The 3601-nt window shown below is 65.9% G+C and carries 3 protein-coding genes; 2 read left to right on the top strand and 1 reads right to left on the bottom strand.

The features are described 5' to 3' along the window. Window positions 1-1538: sensor histidine kinase (locus AYR66_RS01175; protein ID WP_206047010.1), on the top strand; the 1538-nt coding region annotated here is incomplete at its 5' end. Beyond that, entirely contained in the window at window positions 1516-2871 is a 1356-nt protein-coding gene (locus AYR66_RS01170; protein ID WP_088705983.1) for a sigma-54-dependent transcriptional regulator, read from the top strand. The genes AYR66_RS01175 and AYR66_RS01170, both read left to right, overlap by 23 nt. Before the next feature lie 2 nt (window positions 2872-2873). Here AYR66_RS01170 and AYR66_RS28660 read toward each other — a convergent pair whose 3' ends face one another. After that, window positions 2874-3173, bottom strand: a complete 300-nt coding sequence (locus AYR66_RS28660; protein WP_170942027.1) for a c-type cytochrome — start codon at window positions 3171-3173, stop codon at window positions 2874-2876. Between the last annotated feature and the right edge of the window lie 428 nt (window positions 3174-3601).

Here is a 3601-nt window from a genome sequence, read left to right as displayed (position 1 = left end):
CCGCCAGCCGCATCGCCGGCTTCGTGGAAGCGCGCCGTTACCAGGCCGAGACGCTGGCCAATTTTCCTGGCATGTCCGGCTTTGCGGTATCGGACGAGCAGCCGGCGGGCGGTCAGGTCGGGGCGCTGCTGCAGGTCGAGTCCGACCTGCCCGACCTGTTCGGCATCCTGTTTTTCGGGGAGGACGAAAGCCTGCAGAAAGTAGTCCCCGGCCAGGCGGCCTCCGGACCGCCCTACTGGAGCGAAACCACGCTGGAGATCGGCGGCCTGCCGCAAACACGTGTCGGCGACATCGAACTGGTCGGACCCGCGGCGCCGTCAGGCGGCAATTCCGGCTGGCTGCTGGTGCGCTACCCCTTGCGCGACGCCAGCAAGGACGGCGCGCGCCACGTCGCGCTGCATGTGCGCCTTGCTTCGCTGACCGAACTGATGGGGGCGGACCCTGCGGCAGGCACGGTGGAGCCGCTGCTGAAAACGCCCGCCGGCTATTTCAACCGGGTGGGACACGTGGTCACGCCGGCCGGCAAACTCATCGCCGGGCCCGAAATCTTTCCCGGCTGGCAGCCGATGCTGCAGGTCGAACCCTCGCAGCTGCTCGAACCCTTCGACCGCGCCCGCCGCGCGCTCTTCATTGCCGCGCTGGTCGGCGCGGTACTGATCGTGATCCTGTTCTGGCGCATGTCGACCCGGCTGCGCCAGCGCGTCGGGCAATTGCTCACCGGCGCCAACGCCATTTCTTCCGGCCGCCTCGAGTACCGCATCGCCGACCATGGCGAAGACGAGATTGCTACCGTGTCGCGCGCCTTCGACTCGATGGCGCAGCGCCTGGAGCAACACCTCGCGCGCATCGTGCGCATGGAAAAGCTGGCGGTGCTCGGCGAGTTCGCCACCAGCATCGCGCATGAAGTCCGCAATCCGCTGGCAGCGGTAAAGACCACGGTGCAGGCGCTGTCGCGCCGCGAAACGGACGAGCGCCGCCTGCAATTGCTGTCCGACGTGGAAAGCGAGATCGACCGCCTTGCGCGTGTCGTCAGCCAGCTGCTCGACTTCGGCCGTCCGCGTCCGCCGGAGGAGGAAGATGTCGGCGTGCGCGACGTGCTGCGCCGCGTGATGCTGCTGCTGGAACCCGAGGCATGCAAGCGCAAAGTGGCGGTATCGGCCCAGGGCGACAGCGACATCGTGATCGTGGCTGATGCCGACCATGTGGTGCAGATCCTGCTCAACCTCGGCATGAATGCGCTGCAGGCCTCCGACGAAGATGGCGCGGTCGTGCTGCGCGCCTCGCGCGAAACGAGCATGGCGGTGCTGGAAGTCAGCGACCAGGGGCACGGCATCCCGGCCGATGTCTTGCCGCGCGTGACCGATCCTTTCTTCACCACCAGGAGCAAGGGCGTCGGCCTGGGGCTCAGCATTTCGCGCCAGCTTGCCGAGATCAACGGCGGGCGGCTGGATATCCGCAGCACGCCGGGGAGCGGCACCTCTGTCCGTATCTTCTTTCCGTTAGCCAGGGAAAACAATGGCAAGCATCCTGATCATTGATGACGAAACCAACCTCGTGCGTTCGCTGAGCTTCGCGCTCGAAGACGAAGGCCACACCGTGCGCGGCGCGGGCACCGCCGCCGAGGGAATCGCGGCAGTAGCGGAATCCGTCCCCGACCTGATCCTGCTCGACCTGAAGCTGCCCGACATGTCGGGCCTCGACGTGCTGGAAAAGCTGGCGGCGCAGAAGTGTGACGCGCAGGTCATCATGATTTCCGCGCACGGCGATACGCGCGCCGCGGTGAAGGCGGTCAAGCTCGGCGCCGCCGACTACATTACCAAGCCCTTCGACCTCGACGACCTGTCACTGACCATCCGCGCGACGCTGGAGCGCCGCCACATGGCGCTCGAACTCGAATTCCACCGCGACGCGACACTGCGCAATTCCGGCCTGATCGGCGACAGCCCGGCGATGCGCGAACTCGCCGCCACCATCGACCGCGTCGCCGCCAGCGCTGCCACGCGTATCCTCGTGCTGGGCGAGTCCGGCACCGGCAAGGCACTGGTCGCGCGCGCCATCCATGCCGCCAGTCCGCGCGCATCCGGACCCTTCATCGAAATCAATTGCGCTTCGCTGCCGGAACAGCTGATCGAAGCCGAACTCTTCGGCGCGGAAAAGGGCGCCTACACCGGCGCGCACCAGCGCCGCATCGGCCTCGTTTCGCTGGCCGACAAGGGCACGCTCTTCCTCGACGAAATCGGCGAGCTGCCGCTGCCCCTGCAGGCGAAGCTGCTGCACTTCCTCGAGAACGGGCAATACCGCGCGATCGGTTCCGGCCGCGCGCAGTCGGCGGACGTGCGCGTGGTTGCCGCGACCAATCGCGACCTTGGTGCCGCCGTGCGCGAGGGGGCGTTCAGGGAAGACCTGTATTTCCGGCTGAATGTCATCCAGCTCAACATTCCCGCCCTGCGCGACCGCGCGGCCGATGTGCCGGTGCTGATCGATCATTTCGCGCGCGTGTTTGCGCGCGGCGAGGGCACGGCATCCATCCGCCTGTCCGAAGAAGCGCGCGCGGCGTTGCTGCGCTACCGCTGGCCGGGGAATGTGCGCGAACTCAAGAACCTGATCGAACGCCTCACCATCCTGCATTCCGGCGCGGAAGTGCCGGCAAGCGCCTTGCCGCCTGAACTGCTGGGAACGGCCGTCGTCACTATGCCAGCAGCGCCGGCAGTTGCACCGGCCAGCATCGGCGATGCACTCGCGAGTACCGAGCGCGACATGATGCTCGCCGCGCTGCGTGAAGCGGGCGGCCACAAGGGCCATGCGGCGGAGCGCCTCGGGATTTCGCGCCATGCGTTCAAGCGACGCCTGCAACGGCTCGGCATCGACTGAGCTTATTCGCGCGCGGCTGCCTTCACATACGCGCGTATCCGTCCTATCTCTTCATCGTTCAGTGCCTGCTTCATCGGCGGCATGATCGTCCCCGGCCGTCCCTCCTTCACCACTGCATAAAAGCCCTGGTCGTCCAGCGCGGTCTTCCTCAAGTCGGGGATGCCGCCGGCCGCCTTCAGTTCCTGGCCGTGGCACATCGCGCAGGTCGCGTGATACAGCTTCCTGCCTCCATCGATATCGCTGTCCGCCACTGCGGGCTGCAGGACGAATGCGGACAAGGCGAGCACAAGCGGGGTCTTCATGGTCATCTCCTCTTCTTTAATGGTGGCGCAGCCTGACGCAAGGCCCGTGCCACACGCCAAGTGGCGTGTTGCCGTCGATGTGTCGCTGACGGACATGCGACGACTGTCGCATCGGTGCGGCATCCGTCGCATGCCTGCGACGCTTTTTCGCTGCATGCGCACGGCTGCATGCGGCTTTCCGGCATGGCACTGAATTTGCCATACACCCTCTAACCGCCGGCGAATCCGGTCCGGTTGCATTCCAACGAAAACGCATAGGAGAGTCCGATTTATGGAACCGACATCTGAACAGCTGCTCTGGATGTACGAAAAGATGGTGGAGATCCGGGAGTACGAGGAGACCATGGCGAAGGTCTACATGGAAGGCAAGCTGCCGCCGAAGATCCAGAAGGGACTGGCCTTCGATATCGGCGGCGGTCCGGTGCCCG

Source organism: Noviherbaspirillum denitrificans (assembly GCF_002211445.1).
Taxonomy (GTDB): Bacteria; Pseudomonadota; Gammaproteobacteria; order Burkholderiales; family Burkholderiaceae_D; genus Noviherbaspirillum; species Noviherbaspirillum denitrificans.
Note: the sequence above shows the minus strand (reverse complement) of the source record. Positions and strands in the feature narration are given on the sequence as shown.

Bases quoted from the DNA above. Each gene is read 5' to 3' on its own strand.
- AYR66_RS01170 (WP_088705983.1), top strand. From the start codon at position 1,516: ATGGCAAGCATCCTGATCATTGATGACGAAACCAACCTCGTGCGTTCG.
- AYR66_RS28660 (WP_170942027.1), bottom strand. From the start codon at position 3,173: ATGAAGACCCCGCTTGTGCTCGCCTTGTCCGCATTCGTCCTGCAGCCC.